At 44.4% G+C, this 18243-nt stretch carries 13 protein-coding genes, 2 tRNA genes and 3 rRNA genes; 13 read left to right on the forward strand and 5 right to left on the reverse strand.

Going from position 1 to position 18243, the window contains the following annotated elements; genetic code table 11:
- Positions 1 to 9 precede the first annotated feature (9 nt).
- Together LCD34_RS11290 and LCD34_RS11295 are read left to right on the forward strand one after the other, a co-directional pair.
- Positions 10 to 483, forward strand: coding sequence for a GNAT family N-acetyltransferase (locus LCD34_RS11290; protein WP_083495532.1), 474 nt, complete (start codon positions 10 to 12; stop codon positions 481 to 483).
- A gap of 110 nt (positions 484 to 593) precedes the next feature.
- Complete coding sequence (locus LCD34_RS11295) at positions 594 to 1592, forward strand: serine hydrolase (protein ID WP_224559005.1); 999 nt, start codon at positions 594 to 596, stop codon at positions 1590 to 1592.
- A gap of 36 nt (positions 1593 to 1628) precedes the next feature.
- Here the strand turns inward: LCD34_RS11295 and LCD34_RS11300 are convergent, their stop codons facing one another.
- Positions 1629 to 2198: a DUF4825 domain-containing protein gene (locus tag LCD34_RS11300; protein ID WP_224559007.1), complete on the reverse strand. Its 570-nt coding sequence runs from the start codon at positions 2196 to 2198 to the stop codon at positions 1629 to 1631.
- A 145-nt stretch (positions 2199 to 2343) separates the two neighbouring features.
- On the opposite strand from LCD34_RS11300, the gene LCD34_RS11305 reads away from it, so the two are divergent.
- The 3 genes from LCD34_RS11305 to LCD34_RS11315 all read left to right on the forward strand — a co-directional run bounded on the left by LCD34_RS11305 (position 2344) and on the right by LCD34_RS11315 (position 4721).
- Positions 2344 to 2787 carry a YbaK family protein gene (locus tag LCD34_RS11305; protein WP_041091518.1) on the forward strand — a complete coding sequence of 148 codons (444 nt, stop codon included), beginning with the start codon at positions 2344 to 2346 and terminating at the stop codon, positions 2785 to 2787.
- A 58-nt stretch (positions 2788 to 2845) separates the two neighbouring features.
- A complete protein-coding gene (cwlD, locus tag LCD34_RS11310) occupies positions 2846 to 3559 on the forward strand; it encodes an N-acetylmuramoyl-L-alanine amidase CwlD (protein ID WP_017359175.1) in 714 nt (237 codons plus the stop codon).
- A gap of 103 nt (positions 3560 to 3662) precedes the next feature.
- A complete protein-coding gene (locus LCD34_RS11315) occupies positions 3663 to 4721 on the forward strand; it encodes an Mrp/NBP35 family ATP-binding protein (protein WP_224559009.1) in 1059 nt (352 codons plus the stop codon).
- 38 nt (positions 4722 to 4759) lie between these two features.
- On the opposite strand, the gene gerD is transcribed toward LCD34_RS11315, so the two are convergent.
- Positions 4760 to 5338 carry a spore germination lipoprotein GerD gene (gene gerD, locus LCD34_RS11320; RefSeq protein WP_224559011.1) on the reverse strand — a complete coding sequence of 193 codons (579 nt, stop codon included), beginning with the start codon at positions 5336 to 5338 and terminating at the stop codon, positions 4760 to 4762.
- Positions 5339 to 5428: 90 nt separating this feature from the next.
- Here gerD and LCD34_RS11325 point away from each other — a divergent pair, with 90 nt between their 5' ends.
- Positions 5429 to 6031: a KinB-signaling pathway activation protein gene (locus LCD34_RS11325; protein WP_008345196.1), complete on the forward strand. Its 603-nt coding sequence runs from the start codon at positions 5429 to 5431 to the stop codon at positions 6029 to 6031.
- On the opposite strand, the gene pdaB is transcribed toward LCD34_RS11325, so the two are convergent.
- A complete protein-coding gene (gene pdaB, locus LCD34_RS11330; RefSeq protein WP_224559013.1) occupies positions 6024 to 6788 on the reverse strand; it encodes a polysaccharide deacetylase family sporulation protein PdaB in 765 nt (254 codons plus the stop codon). The genes LCD34_RS11325 and pdaB overlap by 8 nt on opposite strands.
- Positions 6789 to 7163: 375 nt before the next feature.
- Here pdaB and LCD34_RS11335 point away from each other — a divergent pair.
- The 7 genes from LCD34_RS11335 to LCD34_RS11365 all read left to right on the forward strand — a co-directional run bounded on the left by LCD34_RS11335 (position 7164) and on the right by LCD34_RS11365 (position 15025).
- A 16S ribosomal RNA gene (locus LCD34_RS11335) occupies positions 7164 to 8712 on the forward strand.
- 182 nt (positions 8713 to 8894) lie between these two features.
- Positions 8895 to 11825: ribosomal RNA gene (locus LCD34_RS11340) — 23S ribosomal RNA — on the forward strand.
- A gap of 61 nt (positions 11826 to 11886) precedes the next feature.
- Positions 11887 to 12002, forward strand: a 5S ribosomal RNA gene (gene rrf, locus LCD34_RS11345).
- The 16S, 23S and 5S rRNA genes sit together here with 2 tRNA genes alongside, the layout of an rRNA operon.
- Positions 12003 to 12045: 43 nt before the next feature.
- A tRNA-Asn gene (locus LCD34_RS11350) sits at positions 12046 to 12120 on the forward strand.
- 1 nt (position 12121) lies between these two features.
- A tRNA-Thr gene (locus LCD34_RS11355) sits at positions 12122 to 12194 on the forward strand.
- A gap of 365 nt (positions 12195 to 12559) precedes the next feature.
- Positions 12560 to 13999: a SulP family inorganic anion transporter gene (locus LCD34_RS11360; RefSeq protein ID WP_224559014.1), complete on the forward strand. Its 1440-nt coding sequence runs from the start codon at positions 12560 to 12562 to the stop codon at positions 13997 to 13999.
- A gap of 60 nt (positions 14000 to 14059) precedes the next feature.
- Positions 14060 to 15025, forward strand: a complete 966-nt coding sequence (locus LCD34_RS11365) for a bile acid:sodium symporter family protein (protein ID WP_224559016.1) — start codon at positions 14060 to 14062, stop codon at positions 15023 to 15025.
- Positions 15026 to 15064: 39 nt separating this feature from the next.
- On the opposite strand, the gene LCD34_RS11370 is transcribed toward LCD34_RS11365, so the two are convergent.
- Positions 15065 to 16273, reverse strand: a complete 1209-nt coding sequence (locus LCD34_RS11370) for an exo-beta-N-acetylmuramidase NamZ domain-containing protein (protein ID WP_411910435.1) — start codon at positions 16271 to 16273, stop codon at positions 15065 to 15067.
- A gap of 50 nt (positions 16274 to 16323) precedes the next feature.
- The gene (locus LCD34_RS11375) at positions 16324 to 18243 is read right to left on the reverse strand and encodes a glycoside hydrolase family 3 protein (protein ID WP_224559018.1); all 1920 of its coding nucleotides are present in this window, start codon (positions 18241 to 18243) and stop codon (positions 16324 to 16326) included.

The raw sequence follows: 18243 nt of genomic DNA on the forward strand, positions 1-18243 counted from the left end.
GTGTGTTCATTGAATCTGAATCAATTGACATTTAGAGAAGCCGTCCAAGGAGACCTCGACAACATCGTTTTGATGCTTTCAGATGACAAATTAGGCCAAAAGAGAGAACGCTACACTCGTCCATTATTAGAAAGCTACCTCAATGCCTTTCATTCGATCGAAGCGGATCCCAATAATGAATTAATCGTCGCTTGTGATCGGGAAGAGGTAGTCGGTGTTCTCCAATTAACAATGATTCCATTTCTAACGTATCAAGGTGGATGGAGAGCTTCAATAGAAGGAGTTCGTACAGCCATGACTCATAGAGGAAGAGGAATTGGCACATTGTTGATCAAACGGGCTATTCAACGCGCAAGTGACCGCGGTTGTCATATGATTCAGCTGACAACAGACAAACAGAGGCCAGAAGCACGCCGTTTTTACGAAAAGTTGGGATTTGAAGCTACGCATGATGGGATGAAACTGCATCTTCTTCGTAAATAAACACACCAAGAAGCAAAGGTATTCACAACCCTTTGCTTTTTTGTGCCTTTGTTTCAAATTTTTGTTATATTGGAGACTAGAATCTATAGTGGTTTGGAAAGGAGAAACATTTGAAGAAAACAAAAGAGGATCTTTTGACATTTGTCAGGAAAAACAAAAAGAACGTATCAGTAACAATTATTGAAAATGAAGATGTGGTATTAGAATGGAATGGTAATCAAAAAACACCACTTGCAAGTACGATGAAATTAATGGTTTTGTTTCATTTTGTTAAAGCTGTATCCAGCGATGACATCAAGCTAGATGAAAAAGTGACATTGTCTGATATAGAGCGGTTTTATATTGATAGAACCGATGGCGGTGCTCACACATACTGGCTGGAGGTCAACGATTTTTCTGAGCATGCAACTTTATTAGATGTTGCCAAAGGGATGATGCAATTCAGTTCGAATGCTTGTACTGATTATTTGATTGACCTGCTGGGCTTAGAGAAGATCAATAATCAGATGAAACAAGCAGGTCTTACAGAACATGATGAACTCATGCCGCTGACACCCAAGGTTTTGTGGCCAGCCTATGTATCTGATCATGAGCAGGATGCATTAAAGCAAATAAGCGATGTAACTGATGAACAATACAAATCTCTGATGATTGAGATTTTTCATATCATGAAAAATGACCCGGAGCATAAAAAGGCGTTAGAAGAAAAATTGATGAAAAAGAACTTGTTAAGCTTGCGTATTCAATCTTTACTGACGCAAAAGATGACAAGGTCTACAACGAATCAATATGCACATTTTATGAAACGTCTACAGGATGAGCTGTTAACAACAGAAGAAAAGCGTCTTTTTAGCCAAATTGTGCTGGGAGAAATATTGAAGACGGAAACAGATCAATATATTTGGTATAAAGGTGGATCGACGTTGTTTGTTGTCACTGCTGCTTTATATCGAAAAACGGATACATCAACTATATCGATTTCTCTATTCATCAATGACCTGAAAGCGGAGAATTCTCACTGGATGGGGGAAGTGTTCGATGAATTTATACTTACCGTAGTAGCAGATCAAAACTTTCGACAACGATTGATTCAAGCTTTTACTACATAATTATCAAAAAACAGAGGGTGACGCCCTCTGTTTTTATTATTTCTTGATGGGAAACGCATTGTATACATCTAGACGTTTATCTTTTGACTTCACAACTCCATCAACCAGTTCCTTTTGCCAAAGCGCTGTATCGTCTTTGTACACTTTAAAAGAGTGAGGCAGCTTTTTTTGTAGCTGTTTTCTTTTAAACGTGACGGATGGCTCGTCTTTAGCGTTCATCTTGAGTGTCACTTGCTCCACGTTATCGATAAGAATAAAAAGTGCCAATGCATTATATAAGTAGTTTTTTTCAATGGTATCCTTCTTATCAAACCAAAATGCATCAAATTGTTCTTCTGTATCATTGGTATTTTCTTTCACGCCGTATGTCACTTTTAGCGCTTTTTCATCTACGATTTCATACTCGCGAATCACGTTACCTGGAAGATCTGATAAAATAGCGCCGACTGCTCCATTGTCTCCAATATAAGAATTTTTGTGTTTGGAAAGCTGTTTTAATGATATGTCTTCTATTTCTTTTATGTCGCTCTTTTGCTCGGTTGCTTGACTGTTGCAACCAGACAAGACTACTGTTAGTAGCAATAGGATATACATCCATTTCTTCATGAATTTTGCCCCTTTTCTATTCTTTCTATATATATGTTCATTTTATCACAATTTTCCAATCCGTTAGCTCACTGATTTCCATTTACTGAACTGCATGTTTTGTTCAAACCAACGAACAATACAAAGAAAAAAAGGAGTTCAGTCCATGGCAGAAGTTCTTTCATTTTATCAATTGAAAACAAAACGAGATGTCACGCTTGAAAAGAAGCTGTTGCGTACATTGTCTCTTCAACAGGTAACGGTCGCTTCCGAGAAATTCACGAAGAAGCTGTTCCCATTTGCAGATGATCCAGCTGGGATTATGAGTGATGGCTGTATTGATTTCGCCATTGAGGCTTTTTTAGCAGGTGGGAGATACGGTGAGTCGAGTAAGTATGGTGAATCATTCGATGATATAAAAAAACGGTCAGTTCATGAAGAAGATGAGCTGGTTGAGGAGCTAGCAGGGTGTTTGCAATCGTGGGGGAATATGTTCCGAATGGAGCGTAAGATGTCGTGTCTGTATCCATTTGCGAAGGAATTTTTAAGCATATGGTGGCAGGAAGGCTTTCGGGAATCAGAAAAAAGGCATAAGCTTCGCCTGCACTAAGCATATTTCCAGCCCTTGTCCCATATCTATAAAATAATGGTGTATGGGAGGGACAGGGATGAAAAGAAAGCTGAAATGGACAGGGTTTTTAATCGGGTTTATTGTCCTCTTATTCTTATTCAGATTTCAGTTTCTAAATGATGATTCGTGGAAATCATGGAACTTGCCTTTGAGCGGCAAGATCATCTATTTAGATCCGGGTCACGGTGGTCCAGATGGCGGGGCCGTAGGAGGAGAGCTGCTCGAAAAAGAGATTGCACTGGATGTGTCCATGAAGATAAGAGACTATTTGCAGGAGCAGGGAGCGCTTGTTCTCATGACCCGGGAGGATGACTCTGATTTATCATCAAAGAATACAAAGGGTTATGCCCGAAAGAAAGCGGAGGATTTGAGAAACCGTGTGAAAGTCATCAATGAGTCTGAAGCGGATCTCTATTTAAGCATTCATTTAAATGCGATTCCCTCTAACAAATGGAGCGGAGCGCAGACGTTCTTTTACGGAAAGTATGAAGAGAATGAAAAAGCAGCAAAGTTCATTCAAGATGAATTGCGCAACAACCTTGAAAACACAGATCGCAAGGCGAAGCGAATCAATGGGATTTATTTAATGCAAAATGTCACGAAGCCAGGAGCGCTTGTCGAAATCGGATTTCTATCGAATCCAAAAGAGGCTGGTCAGCTGGCGACTCCTAAATATCAGGATCAAATTGCTGCTTCGATTTATAAAGGCATTCTCAGATATTTAACAGAGCAAAAAGAGCCGCCTGAATAAGGGGCTTTTTCCTGTTTATCGCAGGCAAAGAGGACAGACATTGTAAGGATATGTATGATATACTTGGATTGTAAACGAATTCAATAAAGGGTGAGGTTCTGCTATGATCGGACAAGATGATGTGAGAAAACTAGTTGGGAAGATGGACGAACCTTTCCTTCATATACCGCTTGGTGAGCTGGATGCCATCAAGGAAATCAGCCTAAAGCCTGAAAAAGAGCATGTGAGCTTAAAAGTGGCGATTGCCAAGACAGGCACTGCTGAGCAGATGAAGCTGCAGCAAGAAATCGTACAAGCTTTAAAAGCAGCGGGCGCGAACACTGTAGGACTTCGTTTTGAAGAACTGCCTCAAGAAACGCTTGAAAAGTTTATGCCGTCACAGGATGAGGATGAAAACCTGCTCAACTCTAAAAATCCGCCTGTGTTCTTAGCGATTGCGAGTGGAAAAGGCGGCGTTGGGAAATCAACTGTTTCCGTTAACCTGGCTGTGGCACTGGCTCGTCTAGGGAAAAAAGTGGGACTGATCGATGCTGATATTTACGGCTTTAGTGTACCGGATATGATGGGAATCACCGTCAGACCGACAGTTAAAGGGGAAAAAATTATTCCTGTGGAACGCTTTGGCGTCAAAGTGATTTCAATGGGCTTTTTTGTTGAAGAAAACGCACCGGTCATTTGGAGAGGACCGATGCTTGGTAAAATGCTAAATAACTTCTTCCACGAAGTAGAGTGGGGAGAATTAGATTACTTACTATTAGACCTTCCGCCTGGAACAGGTGATGTGGCACTTGATATTCATACGATGCTTCCGAGCTGTAAAGAAATCATTGTGACGACACCGCATCCAACAGCGGCTTTCGTTGCTGCTAGAGCAGGCGCAATGGCACTGCAAACAGATCACGAGGTGCTAGGGGTCGTTGAGAATATGAGTTACTATGAAAGCAAAAAAACAGGTGAGAAGGAATATGTCTTTGGAAAGGGCGGCGGGGACAAGCTGGCGGAGGAGCTGCGCGTATCAGTCCTTGGTCAAATCCCTTTAAGACAGCCTGATTGGAATGAGAACGATTTTGCACCTTCCGTCTATGATGCGAGTCATCCGACAGGGGAAGTGTATCAACACATTGCCAATAAAGTCATTGAACAATTAACAGTGAAAGCATAATGAAAGCCCGAGTGGACCTTGTGCCACTCGGGTGATGTTTAACTGCCGCTTTCTTGTGAACCGGAATCATTGCTGCTTTCAGAGACTGCTTTTTTTAGCTCATCTTCGAATTTCTTCTTATAGAGAGGGCTGCTCAATGTTTCTGTGATGACTTTCTCTAAGTGCTTTCTGAACTCTTTGCTTTTGACCAGTTCACCGTATTTCTTTTCCATTTCAGGATCCTTGAGAATATCCATCATCATTTGTTGATAGTCAGGGTCCTTCATCAATTGTTTTAACATTTTTTCATGCTGTTGCTGCATGGATTTTGCGAAAGTCTCGGCAAATTTAGAATCCTCAAAGACCTTCTTCCAGAACTCTTTGCCTTTATCAGAAGTCAGTGTTTTCTCTATTGTTTTTTTCACAGTTTGTTCATCCATTACCAAAGCTTCATTCATTGCCTCGTCATTTAATAACTGTTGAATGGCCTTTTTACCGTCATCTGTTTTCAAAATATCGACGACCATTTTTTTCGTTTCGTCATAGTCCATATTAGATGAGGATTGGGTTTTGGGAGCACAAGCTGTTAGAGATAAAAGAAGAAAACAGCTCATTATACGCAAGATGCCTTTTGACATACTGTGGCTCCTTTCGTTACATGTCTTACTTTTAATATGAATGTTTCACGTGAATTTATACATAACAAAAATAGGGGTTGGGTCAATTCAATGAAAAGTCGGGATTTAGTTCGTTTTTTCTTCTCTGTGCTGGCTGTTGGAGCGGTCATTACAAGCGTGGTAGGTTTTGCGCTGGAGTGGGGGAAATATCAGAAGCTGTTTGTATCGTTTGAGATTTTAGAGATTGCGTCTGTGTTATTCTGGTTTATTGGTGTGGGGATGATCTTTAGTGTAATCAGTCAGATGGGGTTTGTTGTCTTTTTGACAGTGCACCGGTTTGCGCTGGAGATTTTCAGGTCGCATTCTTTATGGAATACCATTCAGTTATTCCTTGTGATTTTCGTGCTGTTTGATTTAGCTTATTTGCGGTTTTTGTTTTTCGGGGAGAATGAATCATTTCTTCCATACTTGTGGCTGCCTGTTTTTATCGGTGTGTTTGCATTGATCGTGTCTTATTTTAAACAGCAGCAGTCCTCTAAGAAAACATTTATTTCTGCAATGTTTCTCATGGTCGTCATCACTTCGTTAGAATGGTTTCCGGCGCTTAGAGTCAATGAAGAGGACTGGCTGTATTTAATGCTATTCCCGCTATTAGGTTGTAATGCGTTTCAGTTATTAGCTATGCCGCGGTTTTCAAAAGCAAAAGCTACTTAACCTCAGTTGACTTTGTTTTTGTATTAGAGATAAGTTCGCCAACCGTGACGTTTCTTAAATTTTGATCTTTTAAGTGTTTTAAAATAGCTGGTAAGGCTTGAGCGGTTTGGGTGGCTGAATCTGAGGCGTGAAGGAGAATGATGTCTCCGTTTTTCATTCGATCATTTACATTATGAACAATCTGGTCGACGCCCGGGTTCAGCCAATCTTGAGAATTGATGCTGTAATGGACAACGGTATAGCCATACTGTGTTGCAATTTTCAATACCGTTTCATTAAATTGCCCAGTTGGCGGTCTTAATAATTGAATGTCTTCCAGTCCAAGCTTTTGAAATGTATTTTGTGCACGGACAAGATCACGCTTAATTTCGTTTTCTTCAAGCTGGCTATAATTTTTATATGCATAGCCAAGGCTGCCAATTTGATGGCCATCCTCTTTAATCCTTTTCACAATATCCGGGTGACGCTCAGCCCAAGAAGCAGACAGAAAGAAAGTGGCGTTCTTTATATCGTACTCTCGGAGGACATTTAAAATAGGAACAGCCTTCTCGTCTCCCCAGCCAATATTAAACGTAAGGGATGCATGTTTTGATGAGGTCTCTCCTTTATAAATCGCTCGGGGTCCTTGTTCTGTTTTAAATACCGACAGCGGCGGTGCCTTTTGTACATAAAAAAAGGTTGCAGCTGCAAGGGCTGCTACAAGAATAATGACTACTTGCTTCAGCCGTTTAATAGGCAACACATATAATCGACTCAATTCAAACACTCCTGCCTTGTCCAAGATTGTTACTTGATTGTATGCAGGACAAGGGTTTGGCATGCACGATAAAACTATTTTAAAAAAAGTTCTGAAAAGGCGTTGACCAACAGAATGTTTTCGTGATATATTATTAATCGTCGCTGACACACAGTGACAAACACAAACGCTTCGGGAAATAAACTTGAAAAAAGTTGTTGACATAAGATGAAGCGAGATGTTATATTATTAAAGCCGCTAAGAACGGTGAAGATGATCTTTGAAAACTAAACAAGACAAAACGTACCTGTTAATTCGAGTTTTTATAAAAAAATCCTATGATACATCATAGGTAGTCAGTCAAACTGGCGAAAAGCAAAACTTCGGTTTTGTACTTTTTCGGAGAGTTTGATCCTGGCTCAGGACGAACGCTGGCGGCGTGCCTAATACATGCAAGTCGAGCGGACAGAAGGGAGCTTGCTCCCGGATGTTAGCGGCGGACGGGTGAGTAACACGTGGGTAACCTGCCTGTAAGACTGGGATAACTCCGGGAAACCGGAGCTAATACCGGATAGTTCCTTGAACCGCATGGTTCAAGGATGAAAGACGGTTTCGGCTGTCACTTACAGATGGACCCGCGGCGCATTAGCTAGTTGGTGAGGTAACGGCTCACCAAGGCAACGATGCGTAGCCGACCTGAGAGGGTGATCGGCCACACTGGGACTGAGACACGGCCCAGACTCCTACGGGAGGCAGCAGTAGGGAATCTTCCGCAATGGACGAAAGTCTGACGGAGCAACGCCGCGTGAGTGATGAAGGTTTTCGGATCGTAAAGCTCTGTTGTTAGGGAAGAACAAGTGCAAGAGTAACTGCTTGCACCTTGACGGTACCTAACCAGAAAGCCACGGCTAACTACGTGCCAGCAGCCGCGGTAATACGTAGGTGGCAAGCGTTGTCCGGAATTATTGGGCGTAAAGGGCTCGCAGGCGGTTTCTTAAGTCTGATGTGAAAGCCCCCGGCTCAACCGGGGAGGGTCATTGGAAACTGGGAAACTTGAGTGCAGAAGAGGAGAGTGGAATTCCACGTGTAGCGGTGAAATGCGTAGAGATGTGGAGGAACACCAGTGGCGAAGGCGACTCTCTGGTCTGTAACTGACGCTGAGGAGCGAAAGCGTGGGGAGCGAACAGGATTAGATACCCTGGTAGTCCACGCCGTAAACGATGAGTGCTAAGTGTTAGGGGGTTTCCGCCCCTTAGTGCTGCAGCTAACGCATTAAGCACTCCGCCTGGGGAGTACGGTCGCAAGACTGAAACTCAAAGGAATTGACGGGGGCCCGCACAAGCGGTGGAGCATGTGGTTTAATTCGAAGCAACGCGAAGAACCTTACCAGGTCTTGACATCCTCTGACAACCCTAGAGATAGGGCTTTCCCTTCGGGGACAGAGTGACAGGTGGTGCATGGTTGTCGTCAGCTCGTGTCGTGAGATGTTGGGTTAAGTCCCGCAACGAGCGCAACCCTTGATCTTAGTTGCCAGCATTTAGTTGGGCACTCTAAGGTGACTGCCGGTGACAAACCGGAGGAAGGTGGGGATGACGTCAAATCATCATGCCCCTTATGACCTGGGCTACACACGTGCTACAATGGACAGAACAAAGGGCTGCGAGACCGCAAGGTTTAGCCAATCCCACAAATCTGTTCTCAGTTCGGATCGCAGTCTGCAACTCGACTGCGTGAAGCTGGAATCGCTAGTAATCGCGGATCAGCATGCCGCGGTGAATACGTTCCCGGGCCTTGTACACACCGCCCGTCACACCACGAGAGTTTGCAACACCCGAAGTCGGTGAGGTAACCTTTATGGAGCCAGCCGCCGAAGGTGGGGCAGATGATTGGGGTGAAGTCGTAACAAGGTAGCCGTATCGGAAGGTGCGGCTGGATCACCTCCTTTCTAAGGATATATGGAGCAGCGTACGTTTTTCGTCTTGTTTAGTTTTGAAGGATCATTCCTTCAAACATGTCTCTAGCGAGACAGGATTGTTCTTTGAAAACTAGATAACAATAAGTAATACATTCACATTGAATGCAATGCAAAGTTCATCACACATAGTGATTCTTTCTAAAGTAAGAAATGGTTAAGTTAGAAAGGGCGCACGGTGGATGCCTTGGCACTAGGAGCCGATGAAGGACGGGACGAACACCGATATGCTTCGGGGAGCTGTAAGCAAGCTTTGATCCGGAGATTTCCGAATGGGGAAACCCACTGCTCGTAATGGAGTAGTATCCATACTTGAATACATAGAGTATGAGAAGGCATACCCGGGGAACTGAAACATCTAAGTACCCGGAGGAAGAGAAAGCAAATGCGATTCCCTGAGTAGCGGCGAGCGAAACGGGAACAGCCCAAACCAAGAGGCTTGCCTCTTGGGGTTGTAGGACACTCTATACGGAGTTACAAAGGAACGATATAAGCGAAGAGGTCTGGAAAGGCCCGCCAAAGAAGGTAACAGCCCTGTAACTGAAATGTTGTTCTCTCCAGAGTGGATCCTGAGTACGGCGGAACACGTGAAATTCCGTCGGAATCCGGGAGGACCATCTCCCAAGGCTAAATACTCCCTAGTGACCGATAGTGAACCAGTACCGTGAGGGAAAGGTGAAAAGCACCCCGGAAGGGGAGTGAAATAGATCCTGAAACCGTGTGCCTACAAGTAGTCAGAGCCCGTTAACGGGTGATGGCGTGCCTTTTGTAGAATGAACCGGCGAGTTACGATCCCGTGCAAGGTTAAGCAGAAGATGCGGAGCCGCAGCGAAAGCGAGTCTGAATAGGGCGCATGAGTACGTGGTCGTAGACCCGAAACCAGGTGATCTACCCATGTCCAGGGTGAAGTTCAGGTAACACTGAATGGAGGCCCGAACCCACGCACGTTGAAAAGTGCGGGGATGAGGTGTGGGTAGGGGTGAAATGCCAATCGAACCTGGAGATAGCTGGTTCTCTCCGAAATAGCTTTAGGGCTAGCCTCAAGGTAAGAGTCTCGGAGGTAGAGCACTGATTGGACTAGGGGCCCCTACCGGGTTACCGAATTCAGTCAAACTCCGAATGCCGATGACTTATCCTTGGGAGTCAGACTGCGAGTGATAAGATCCGTAGTCGAAAGGGAAACAGCCCAGACCGCCAGCTAAGGTCCCAAAGTATACGTTAAGTGGAAAAGGATGTGGAGTTGCTTAGACAACCAGGATGTTGGCTTAGAAGCAGCCACCATTTAAAGAGTGCGTAATAGCTCACTGGTCGAGTGACTCTGCGCCGAAAATGTACCGGGGCTAAACGTATCACCGAAGCTGCGGACTGTTCTTACGAACAGTGGTAGGAGAGCGTTCTAAGTGCAGTGAAGTCAGACCGGAAGGACTGGTGGAGCGCTTAGAAGTGAGAATGCCGGTATGAGTAGCGAAAGACGGGTGAGAATCCCGTCCACCGAATGCCTAAGGTTTCCTGAGGAAGGCTCGTCCGCTCAGGGTTAGTCGGGACCTAAGCCGAGGCCGAAAGGCGTAGGCGATGGATAACAGGTTGATATTCCTGTACCACCTCCTCACCATTTGAGCAATGGGGGGACGCAGGAGGATAGGGTAAGCGCGGTATTGGATATCCGCGTCCAAGCAGTTAGGCTGGGAAATAGGCAAATCCGTTTCCCGTGAAGGCTGAGCTGTGATGGCGAGCGAAATTTAGTAGCGAAGTTCCTGATTCCACACTGCCAAGAAAAGCCTCTAGCGAGGTGAGAGGTGCCCGTACCGCAAACCGACACAGGTAGGCGAGGAGAGAATCCTAAGGTGATCGAGAGAACTCTCGTTAAGGAACTCGGCAAAATGACCCCGTAACTTCGGGAGAAGGGGTGCTTCTTAGGGTGTTAAAGCCCCGAGAAGCCGCAGTGAATAGGCCCAGGCGACTGTTTAGCAAAAACACAGGTCTCTGCGAAGCCGTAAGGCGAAGTATAGGGGCTGACGCCTGCCCGGTGCTGGAAGGTTAAGAGGAGCGCTTAGCGTAAGCGAAGGTGCGAATTGAAGCCCCAGTAAACGGCGGCCGTAACTATAACGGTCCTAAGGTAGCGAAATTCCTTGTCGGGTAAGTTCCGACCCGCACGAAAGGCGCAACGATCTGGGCACTGTCTCAACGAGAGACTCGGTGAAATTATAGTACCTGTGAAGATGCAGGTTACCCGCGACAGGACGGAAAGACCCCGTGGAGCTTTACTGCAGCCTGATATTGAATGTTGGTACAGCTTGTACAGGATAGGTAGGAGCCTTGGAAACCGGAGCGCTAGCTTCGGTGGAGGCATCGGTGGGATACTACCCTGGCTGTATTGACCTTCTAACCCGCTGCCCTTATCGGGCAGGGAGACAGTGTCAGGTGGGCAGTTTGACTGGGGCGGTCGCCTCCTAAAATGTAACGGAGGCGCCCAAAGGTTCCCTCAGAATGGTTGGAAATCATTCGCAGAGTGTAAAGGCACAAGGGAGCTTGACTGCGAGACCTACAAGTCGAGCAGGGACGAAAGTCGGGCTTAGTGATCCGGTGGTTCCGCATGGAAGGGCCATCGCTCAACGGATAAAAGCTACCCCGGGGATAACAGGCTTATCTCCCCCAAGAGTCCACATCGACGGGGAGGTTTGGCACCTCGATGTCGGCTCATCGCATCCTGGGGCTGTAGTCGGTCCCAAGGGTTGGGCTGTTCGCCCATTAAAGCGGTACGCGAGCTGGGTTCAGAACGTCGTGAGACAGTTCGGTCCCTATCCGTCGCGGGCGCAGGAAATTTGAGAGGAGCTGTCCTTAGTACGAGAGGACCGGGATGGACGCACCGCTGGTGTACCAGTTGTTCTGCCAAGGGCATCGCTGGGTAGCTATGTGCGGACGGGATAAGTGCTGAAAGCATCTAAGCATGAAGCCCCCCTCAAGATGAGATTTCCCATTCCGCAAGGAAGTAAGATCCCTGAAAGATGATCAGGTTGATAGGTCTGAGGTGGAAGCGTGGTGACACGTGGAGCTGACAGATACTAATAGATCGAGGACTTAACCTATATTCTAATGTGAAGCATGAACGTTGTTATCTAGTTTTGAGAGAACATTCTCTCCATCAGGTTTGGTGGCGATAGCGAAGAGGTCACACCCGTTCCCATACCGAACACGGAAGTTAAGCTCTTCAGCGCCGATGGTAGTTGGGGGTTTCCCCCTGTGAGAGTAGGACGCCGCCAAGCTTTTTGTTTATATCCTTCCAATGGAAGAAGTTACTTTATCCATTCCGCAGTAGCTCAGTGGTAGAGCTATCGGCTGTTAACCGATCGGTCGTAGGTTCGAGTCCTACCTGCGGAGCCATGCTTCCATAGCTCAGTAGGTAGAGCACTTCCATGGTAAGGAAGAGGTCAGCGGTTCGAGCCCGCTTGGAAGCTTTCCTCTATATGATAATGGTAAATGTTAAGGTTTCTCGTTGATGAGAAGGCTTTTTTTGTTTGTTTTAAAATATATATTTAACGTTTATTGATCTTGGTTCGGCTTATTAAACTAGAAAATGAATCGAGCGATTTTGATGGAAGCTTTGCCTTAGCTTTCTACATACTCCTTCTATTTGTTCTTGATTCTTCGGCGTATTTCTTTTATCCTTACTAAAGTGATGACTTCCTCTCTTACAAAAGACTCTGTACGTTCCTCTTTTTCCCCGAAATTGAATGGTTATTGTTTTTTCCTTTCTGTATCTCCGGGTTTTATTCGCCTTCTTTTTCCTTGTACGGTATGTATATAAAAAGGAGTAGATGGTTTGAAAGATTTATTTGTAAAGCAAGAATGGTTTGGATATGTACGTCAGGATGTGCTGGCGGGTATTTTAGTGGCTCTGGCTTTAATTCCTGAAGCGATTGCGTTTTCGATTATTGCGGGCGTTGATCCTAAGGTCGGTTTGTATGCTTCGTTTTGTATTGCGATTGTGATTTCGTTTGTTGGTGGACGGCCAGGTATGATCTCTGCCGCTACTGGTGCTATGGCGCTGGTTATGGTCAATTTGATTGCAGATCATGGATTGCAGTATTTGTTTGCGGCTACGATTTTAACAGGCCTGATTCAAATTGTGTTTGGAATGTGTCGTGTTTCTCGTCTGATGAAATTTATTCCGAGGTCTGTGATGGTTGGTTTTGTCAATGCGTTGGCAATTATGATCTTCATGGCACAGCTGCCGCATTTCGTTGGGGAATCCATGGCTATGTATATCATGACAGGTGGCGCTTTGTTCATCATTTATGTATTACCGATGGTCATCAAAGTTGTTCCCTCTCCACTCATTGCGATTATTGTGATGACGATGATTGCTGTATTTGGGCATGTTGATGTCAGAACGGTTGGAGACATGGGAGAGCTGCCTAGCTCTTTGCCAGTTTTTCTTATCCCAAATGTACCGTTTAACTGGGAAACACTTGCTATCATTTTTCCTTATTCCTTAGCACTTGCGATGGTTGGTTTACTTGAATCTTTATTAACAGCACAGATTGTAGATGATATGACGGAAACGTCTAGTCGTAAAAATAAGGAAGCGAGAGGCCAAGGAATTGCCAATGTGGTGGCAGGATTTTTTGGCGGTATGGCTGGCTGTGCGATGATTGGTCAATCTGTGATTAATACAAAGGCAGGGGGACGAGGCAGGCTTTCTACCTTTGTTGCTGGTGCATTTTTAATGGTATTGATTTTTGTTTTGGGTGATGTAGTCGTTCAAATTCCAATGGCTGCTCTTGTGGCTGTCATGATCATGGTTTCTATTGGTACCTTTGATTGGGGTTCATTCCAGCAGCTAAAAAAGAACCCAAAAACAGATTCTATTGTCATGATTGTCACGGTCGTGACGGTGGTGTTCACTCATGATTTATCCAAGGGTGTATTTGCAGGTGTTCTTCTTAGTGCGGTATTCTTTGTAGCAAAAATATCGAAGCTTCATATTACGTCTACAGAAAGCCAAGCAGGGACTTGGATTTATCGAATAAAAGGCCAAATTTTCTTTGCTTCTGTGACTGATTTCATCCAAGCGTTCGATCAGAAAAAAGATCTCCAAGCTGTTGTCATTGATTTGTCTGAAGCGCGTATATGGGACGAATCAGGTGTGGCCGCGATTGAACGTGTGAAGGAAAAATATCGTATAGCTGGTGTAGAGGTGGACGTAGTTGGAATGGATACGTCTAGTCAAAAGCTTATGAAACAAGTGATTGGATCTTAAAAGACTTTTCTTTTTGTTACAATAAAACAAGGAAGAAAGTGAAGGATGGAGGTGGCCGGCATGCTTGTCCGTTTGAATCAGGTGCTCGGCCGGATGATGCCGCTCATTACGCCTGTCAGCGTGCTACTTGGTGTATTATTGGCGGCGTATTTAAAAGATTTCACCTTTTTGGTGCCTTGGGTGTTTGCTGTGATGACATTTTCAGGGAGCTTGTCATCTACTTTTTCAGCTTTAAAACATACGGTGATGCATCCATTGCCTTTGATTTTATCGTTTATGATTTTGCATGTGCTGATGCCCCTTTATGCATGGTCGGCGGGGCATTTGATATTTGCGGGTGATTCTATGACGATCACCGGTTTGACGCTTGCGATGGTGATTCCGACAGGTGTGTCTAGTTTAATATGGGCGGCAATGTATAAAGGGAATGTGGGGTTAACGTTATCTATCATATTAATTGATACATTGCTTTCGCCATTGATTGTGCCAGTAAGCTTGTCAATCTTCGTTGGTACACAGGTCCATATGGACATGGTGGCGATCATGAAAGGACTATTCGGTATGGTGGTGTTGCCCTCTATTTTAGGGATGCTCGTTCGTCAGTATGCAAAGCCATCGGTGACAAAAGCAATGAGTCAGACCTTGGCTCCTTTTTCAAAATTAGGCTTGTTTGTTGTCGTATCGATTAACAGTTCTGTTGTCGCCCCGTATTTGCGTGAACTGGATGCTGCGTTTTTTAGCAAAGCAGCGACTGTCTTTTTCATTGCGATGAGTGGGTATGCGTTTGCGTGGTTGATTGGAAAGGCGATGAAATGTACTCAAGGAGAAATTGTGGCGATTGTGTATACGGGCGGTATGCGGAACATTAGCGCGGGTGCGGTGCTTGCTATTAGCTTTTTCCCGCCTGCTGTTGCTGTCCCCGTCGTGATTGGCATGCTGTTTCAGCAAGTACTTGCAGCCTTGTTTGGCTTTTTACTTAATCGTTTTGAGCTGAAAGAACCTGCTGTGATTAAGTCTTTATCATGAAAAAGCCTCCATCCTTTAAGGTGGAGGCTTTTTTTACGATTAATAGATGAGATATTTTTTCCGTTTCTTTTCGAATGTTTTCAGGTCATGGTGGTATTGTTTCATGATTTGTTTGATGGAAGTGCCTTTATTGATTTCTTCTTTGATCCAGCTATTCCCGATGAGTTTATCAAAGCTGCCTGTTTGTAGGAATTGAAAGTCATTAGGATACAAGTCGTGTATTGCTTTGATAATGGATAGACCTGTTTTGACTGCTTCGAATGATTTTCGGTCTGTGACATAAAGCTGTACCCCGTGAGACAAAGTCCCGGCATGTTTTGAAAAGGTAGGGGTAAATGAGACAGGTCTAAATTGAACGCCTTTTAGTTTTAACCCATTTAAATGATCTGCTAGCTCATTGCTATTGATATATGGAGCGCCAATGAGTTCGAACGGTTTTGTCGTTCCTCTGCCTTCAGAAACGTTTGTACCTTCGATTAATCCTGTTGCTGGGTAGACAAAGGTACTATCAACGGTCGGCATGTTAGGTGAAGGGAGGACGAACGGTAGCTTCGTGTCATCGAACGTCATGGATCGTTTCCAATGTTTCATTTTGATCACTTTTACATCAGCGTTGATATGAAATTCTTTGTTAAACATGTATGCAAGTTCTCCAGTTGTCATCCCATGTCTTAATGGGATGGGATAGAGACCTACAAAAGAGGCGTGTTCTGGCTCTAATACGGGTCCTTCTACTTTTACCCCACCTATTGGGTTTGGACGATCTAAGACAACAAATGGAATGTTGTTTTCCTTAGCTGCTTCCATTGCATAGGCCATCGTGTAAATATAGGTGTAATAACGAGTACCAACGTCTTGAATATCAAATAGCAGGACATCTACATTTTTGAGCATTTCAGGAGTTGGCTTTCTTGTTTTTCCATAAAGAGAGTAAACAGGCAGGCCCGTTTTTTCGTCGGTATACGATTCGACGCCTTCTCCTGCTTGTGCATCACCACGGACGCCATGTTCAGGCCCATACAAGGCAGTCAGTTTAATATCGGGGTGTTCAAATAGCAGATCGACACTGCTTTTCATGTTTGCATCAATGCCTGTAGGATTCGTAATAAGCCCTACTTTTTTCCCTTTAAGCAAAGAGAGGTTACTTGAGAGTAATGTTTCGATACCTGTTTTGACTGTTGCTTTTTTTCCTTTTGTATCTGTTCGTTCTGAATCTGCGGGGGAGGCGGCGGTCAATGTGCTGATCATGAGAATGCTAGCGAGTATCAAGCTTGCTGTCTTTTTCAAGAGAATCCCTCCTATTTGATCTGTTTGCCTTTTAAATTGAGTCCATAGCCAAATGGATAAAGGGTTTGATTAGGATGAGTGACTGATGGGATAGCGACGGGCAATTTCCCTTTAGGTGAGGCCGCTCCAAAAATCACTTCTAGTCCCGCAGGAATATTTGGTTGATTGAATTGTCCGTTTGAGTACCCTTTAAAACCGTAAACAGCCAGTAAGGCGTCGGCTTCCTCGAAATTTGCAGCATCATATGGGTTTCGGAGACTCATGATGACCAATTTTTTGTTTTGTGCTGCTGCTTCTTTCATGACAGCACGAGGAAAGGCCGTTGCCCATTTTTTCGGATCCTGTACACCGTCATCAATGACGCCATCATTCACAGCTGGGTCATTTTGGACAACGTAAGAGCCGGTAATGACATGGTCAGCATCTTGAATGAGTTTGGCTGTTTCTTTGGAGAAGCTCTTATCTGCAAATGTGTATGATTGGATACGCACAGGTTTGATCTTTTTTTGTTTGATCAGAGATTCAATTGTGACGGACATTGCTTTTGTTTGATCTTCGTATGGTGCCATGAGTACGATTTTGTCATTCTTTTTAGGCTTAAAAGGCAAGGTTTTGTCGTTGTTTTTAAGGAGAGTGATTCCTTCGCGTGCCATTTTTTGTTCTGCTTTTCGGTGCGACTTTTGACCAACGAGCTGTGTGGCTTTTTTGATTTTCTTCTCAAGGCTTACTGATTTATTGGCGGAAATGATGCCGCGTTTGATCTTTAATTGAAGGATTTTTTCGACAGATTGATTGATCTGAGATATCGGGATTTCTTTTGTGAGAACTGCTCTTTTTAAAGCATTGAACACATTCTCTAGGTTTTTTTCTGTCTTTAAGGACGTGACAGGTGCTGGCATGAGGGCAATGTCGACGCCTGCTTTAATAGCCATTACCACAGCTTCTTCCTGTCCAAAGTTATCTGCAATCGCTTTCATATTAAGGGCGTCTGTTACAACCACTCCTTGAAAGCCCATGTCTTCTTTTAATAAGTTTGTGATGACTTTTTTTGATAAGGTTGCTGGAACCATAATGTCCTCGCCATCTTTTTTACTTTTATACGTTGTGTCATCAATGGCTGGGAATTGAACATGAGCGGTCATGACCATATCTGCCCCTGCGTTGATTGCTTGTTGAAATGGATACAGCTCCACCTTTTTAAGACGATCTAGATCATGTTCGACAAGCGGAAGACCGTAGTGACTATCAACAGCTGTATCACCATGTCCCGGGAAATGCTTTAATGTGGAAATGGTCTTTTCCTTTTGAAGTCCTTTCATGGTTTGCAGACCAAGTCGCGTGACTAGTGCAGGATCAGAGCTAAAGGAACGGACACCAATGACGGGGTTATTCGGGTTATTATTTACATCAAGAACAGGAGAGAAATTTGTATTGATACCTAGAGCGTTTAATTCTTTGCCGATGATTTTACCAGTGTCATAAGCATTTTTCTTACTTCTAGAGGCACCAATCGACATATTTCCTGGGAAATGTGTTCCCTTTTGTAGTCTTGTGACGATTCCGCCTTCTTGATCAATGGAAATGAGTAAAGGAATGTTGGATGATGCTTGTTGAAATTCATGTGTGAGTTTGACGGTTTGTTCCGTATCAACGACATTTTCTGCAAATAAGATGACACCGCCTAAATGATATTTCTCTACAAGGTGAGAGACTTCTTTATTCATTTTTGTGAAGCCTGTAGGAGCGGATTCACCTTCTGCTTGCCAATTGCGAAAGTCTGGCATGAGCATTTGGCCAATTTTTTCATCCAAGGACATGTCCTGAACCATTTGTTTGGCAGTTGGGAGAGGGGCAGAGCTCACCTTTTCCGTTGGAATGGAAGAGGTGAGCAGGGCCAAAACGAGTGCAGCGGGGAACAGAGCTTTTAACAT

The sequence above is a fragment of the Bacillus sp. RAR_M1_44 genome (assembly GCF_020165935.1).
Taxonomy (GTDB): Bacteria; Bacillota; Bacilli; order Bacillales; family Bacillaceae; genus Bacillus; species Bacillus altitudinis.

Coding starts and splice junctions, on each gene's coding strand:
- gerD (WP_224559011.1), bottom strand. CDS start 5,338: ATGTCAAAAGGCATCTTGCGTATAATGAGCTGTTTTCTTCTTTTATCT.
- LCD34_RS11370 (WP_411910435.1), bottom strand. CDS start 16,273: ATGATCAGCACATTGACCGCCGCCTCCCCCGCAGATTCAGAACGAACA.
- LCD34_RS11305 (WP_041091518.1), top strand. CDS start 2,344: ATGGCAGAAGTTCTTTCATTTTATCAATTGAAAACAAAACGAGATGTC.
- LCD34_RS11375 (WP_224559018.1), bottom strand. CDS start 18,243: ATGTTAAAAGCTCTGTTCCCCGCTGCACTCGTTTTGGCCCTGCTCACC.
- LCD34_RS11315 (WP_224559009.1), top strand. CDS start 3,663: ATGATCGGACAAGATGATGTGAGAAAACTAGTTGGGAAGATGGACGAA.
- LCD34_RS11300 (WP_224559007.1), bottom strand. CDS start 2,198: ATGAAGAAATGGATGTATATCCTATTGCTACTAACAGTAGTCTTGTCT.
- cwlD (WP_017359175.1), top strand. CDS start 2,846: ATGAAAAGAAAGCTGAAATGGACAGGGTTTTTAATCGGGTTTATTGTC.
- LCD34_RS11365 (WP_224559016.1), top strand. CDS start 14,060: ATGCTTGTCCGTTTGAATCAGGTGCTCGGCCGGATGATGCCGCTCATT.
- LCD34_RS11325 (WP_008345196.1), top strand. CDS start 5,429: ATGAAAAGTCGGGATTTAGTTCGTTTTTTCTTCTCTGTGCTGGCTGTT.